Annotated in this window: 2 protein-coding genes and 1 pseudogene; 2 read left to right on the top strand and 1 reads right to left on the bottom strand. The window is 43.0% G+C overall.

All coding sequences use genetic code 11. The annotated features are described in order from the left end of the window. Positions 1-137: 137 nt before the first annotated feature. On the bottom strand, positions 138-2,360 hold the full coding sequence (gene recJ, locus HT736_RS07625; protein WP_166730699.1) for a single-stranded-DNA-specific exonuclease RecJ: 2,223 nt from the start codon (positions 2,358-2,360) through the stop codon (positions 138-140). A 176-nt stretch (positions 2,361-2,536) separates the two neighbouring features. Here recJ and HT736_RS07620 point away from each other — a divergent pair. Together HT736_RS07620 and HT736_RS07615 are read left to right on the top strand one after the other, a co-directional pair. Further along, positions 2,537-3,166, top strand: a pseudogene (locus HT736_RS07620) (amino acid ABC transporter ATP-binding protein); the annotation flags it as partial. Positions 3,167-3,403: 237 nt separating this feature from the next. Beyond that, the gene (locus HT736_RS07615; RefSeq protein ID WP_138700572.1) at positions 3,404-3,799 is read left to right on the top strand and encodes a hypothetical protein; all 396 of its coding nucleotides are present in this window, start codon (positions 3,404-3,406) and stop codon (positions 3,797-3,799) included. Positions 3,800-3,866: the final 67 nt, after the last annotated feature.

Below are 3,866 nucleotides of genomic sequence, written 5' to 3'. Positions count from 1 at the left end.
TAGCTTCCTAGTTTGCTCTCTGATTTTCATTGAGTATTAGCCGAATCTTTTCCTACCATTATACCATTTTTTTGATGATTTTCAAAATGAAGATTTGTTTTCAAAAAAGAGCTGGTTTCCCAACTCTTTCCTATGATCTACTCTTTTTCCATTAAAAAGTCATAAATTTCTTGCACGGTACCCAGCGCCATCATTTCTTGGTCTTTGACGGTTTGTTTGAGATTTTGGTAAATCTGACTTTCTCCGATTTCTCTCTTTGGCGCTTCTTTATTGACTGTCATAACCCCATCTTTGATCGTCACAAAGCCTAGTTCTTTAAAGACTTGAATCATCTTAACCAGCAAGATTTGTTGGATATTGAGATAAGCAGCCAAATCCTTGAGCTTGTAGCGAATATCAAACTCTGGAAACTGGTAGATAGTCTTGTACAATTTGGCAAACTGCTCTCTAGTCCCATAGCCTGTCAGATAGTAGGCCTTGTCAATATCATTTTTGAAATAGACAGCGGAAAAATTCTGTTTCTGAAAAATGGTCTTCAGCTGAGTAATATCCTCTGGAATGGTTTTTACGACAACAGCTTCACTATTTACTAGACTCGGTAATTCTCCAGCAAAATCCAAGACTGGAACTCCTTCTGGCAAGACTGCATTCTTCCCACGGATGTTAAAAAGTTGAACACCCTCTACACGCGCATCCACCATCATCAATTGGAGGGCAGTTTGGCCATTCCATTGGTTGACAGACAATTTGACTGCCAGCTCTAGATTCTTGGTTTGAGCAAATTCTGTTGCCCATCTACCTTGTCCAAATGCTACCACTTCAAAACTCGCCTCACCTTTGGAAATTTTCAACTTGAGATGAGCATTGCCTGCCCCCATAGTACGGGCACTTTCGACCTGAAAATCCTTGATATAAAAGACAGGTTTCTGATTGTCCATTCCAAAAGGAGCTAAACGTTCAAAACTTTTGACCGTTTCCAAACTAAGTGTCTCCAAATCCAGTTCTTCATCTAGGTTTAACTTATTCTTGCCACCAGCATCTGCGCCTTTTTCACGGACATAGTCTTCTAAAATCTGAGATAAATCTGAAAGTTTCTCAACTTCCAGCGTCATTCCTGCAGCGCCAGCATGACCTCCAAAGGCGATGAAGAGGTCTCGATGAGGATCCAGAGCCTCAAAAATATCGACCGCTTCCACACTACGAGCACTGCCCTTGGCACGACCGTCTTCTATATTAAGAACAATGACTGTCTGTCCCAATTCTTCCAACAAACGACCAGCTACGATTCCTAGAACTCCAGGATTCCAGCCTTCCTTGGCCAAGACTTGGACCTTCTTCTCAGGGTCCACCATGGTCTTAGCTTCTTCATAGATAGACTGGACGATTTCCTTGCGCTCTTCGTTTTTCTGATGAATCATGAAAGCAATCTCATGCGCTTCCTCATCATCAAAGCCAGTCAACAAATCAATGGCTGGATTGGGATCATCCAAGCGACCCAAGGCATTCAAACGAGGGGCAATCTGGAAACCAACCGTTTCTTCTGTTACTTCGTTGACAGCAATCCCAGCCATGTCCAGCATTTCTTGTAGACCAATGCGCTGAGTGTGCCCCAACATTTCCAGACCATATTGAACCAATATACGGTTCTCATCTGTCAAACTCACCATATCAGCAATGGTGCCAATAGCGACCAAATCAAGCAATTCCACTTGCACTTCTTCTAACAGGGCACAAGCCAGCTTGAAGGCCACTCCACAACCAGCCAAATATTTGAAGGGATAGTCCGCATCTGGATGCTCAGGATGGACAATGGCATAGGCATTAGGGAGGGTTTCAGGCATGGAATGGTGGTCAGTCACAATGACATCTACTCCCATAGACTGAGCCAATGCAATAGCCTCATGACCAGCAACCCCATTGTCCACCGTCACAATCAAGGAAATCCCTTCTTGCTCGATAAAGTATTTATAAACACTAGCATTAGGGCCATAGCCATCGGTAAAACGATTTGGCAGGTAAACTCGGCACTCAGCACCAAGTTGTTCCAAACTTTCCTTCACAATCGAAGCCGAAGTCATGCCATCCGCATCGTAGTCTCCATAAACGAGAATATTTTCCCCTTCTTCAATGGCCTGACGAATCCGTTCCACTGCCTTGTCCATATCATGGAGCAGATAAGGGTCATGCAAATTCTCCAAGGAAGGTTCTAAAAACTTCTTCAGACTTTCTTGGTCCTGAATCCCTCTCTCAAACAATAACCGAGCCACCTCAGGACCCAGTCCAGCCTTCTTGGCTATCTTTGTAAAATCCGCATCTTCTACCTGCGGGGCAAACTGCCATTCATAAGTAGGTGTTATCAAAAAGACATCCACTCTTTCTAAGAATTCTATTGCTTCATTATAACATGATTTAGACGTTTTCTCTATCCAGATTGCTTTTTTATAAAATTTTAGTGAATTTTTTCAGATATGATTTGACAAGACAAATCTTTTGGTGCAGAATCATGTTATAAAATCTAATGCAAAGGAGACTCCTTATGGCTTTAGTAGAATTTGAACACGTCGAAAAATATTACGGAGACTACCACGCACTCCGCGACATCAATCTCCGTTTTGAAAAAGGACAAGTCGTTGTCCTACTCGGACCATCTGGTTCTGGAAAATCCACTCTTATCCGCACCATCAATGGTTTGGAGGCTGTTGACAAGGGAAGTCTTCTAGTCAATGGCCACCAAGTTGCTGGTGCCAGCCAGAAAGATTTGGTGCCTCTTCGTAAGGAAGTCGGCATGGTTTTCCAGCATTTTAACCTCTATCCGCATAAAACAGTGTTAGAAAACGTAACACTCGCACCCATAAAAGTTCTAGGAATTGATAAAAAAGAAGCTGAAAAAACAGCTCAAAAATATCTGGAATTTGTAAATATGTGGGATAAAAAAGATTCTTATCCAGCCATGCTGTCTGGTGGACAAAAACAACGAATCGCCATTGCTCGTGGACTCGCTATGCATCCTGAACTCCTTCTCTTTGATGAGCCAACATCTGCCCTTGACCCTGAGACTATCGGAGATGTACTAGCAGTTATGCAAAAACTGGCGCATGACGGGATGAACATGATCATCGTTACCCATGAAATGGGCTTTGCCCGTGAAGTTGCTGACCGCATCATTCTCCCTCCTTTGACCAACCAAATTGTCAACCTCATCAAGAACACCTCAACAGTCGCTATCATCTCTGGAGTGGACTTGATGTTTGTGACCAAGTCTTGGTCAGCACTTAACGGAAACTACATTCCAGCCTTTCTAGGCGCTGCCCTTCTCTACTTTTCTCTATGCTTCCCTGTTGCCCAGTTTGGTCGCAAGATGGAACAAGCTAATAAAAAAGCCTATTCACTTTAGGAGGTTACTATGGAATCCATTTTAGAAGTTTTGACCCCAGATAACCTAGTCTTTATCTTTAAAGGATTTGGCTTGACCCTCTACATTTCTCTGATTGCCATCGTCCTCTCTACCCTTATCGGTACGGTGCTAGCTGTCATGAGAAATGGCAAAAATCCTGTCTTGCGCATTATTTCCAGCATTTCTCAGTTTGTAACCGTGATTAAGGATACCAGTCTCCTCTACTCTGTTATCGCCCTACAAGAACTCTTTGGAGCCAGCCAAATTCTCATGGGCCGTTATTTCGAACCAGAGCAGGTCTTCAGTCTTTATATACTGATTGCCCTCATCTACTTCAGCTTTAACCTAGCCATTTCTAGCCTATCTCATATGCTAGCAAAACGTTGGCAACAAGCTGCAGAATAATACTCTTCGAAAATCTCTTCAAACCACGTCAGCTTCACCTTGCCGTATGTATGGTTACTGACTTCGT

Origin of the sequence: Streptococcus sp. 339, assembly GCF_013277285.1 — a bacterium.
Taxonomy (GTDB): Bacteria; Bacillota; Bacilli; order Lactobacillales; family Streptococcaceae; genus Streptococcus; species Streptococcus pseudopneumoniae.
The sequence above is the reverse complement of the archived record's forward strand: the minus strand, read 5'-3'. Positions and strand labels throughout refer to the sequence as shown.

What these genes read in the sequence shown, in the direction of transcription:
- HT736_RS07615 (WP_138700572.1), top strand. Translation starts at nt 3,404, where the DNA reads ATGGAATCCATTTTAGAAGTTTTGACCCCAGATAACCTAGTCTTTATC.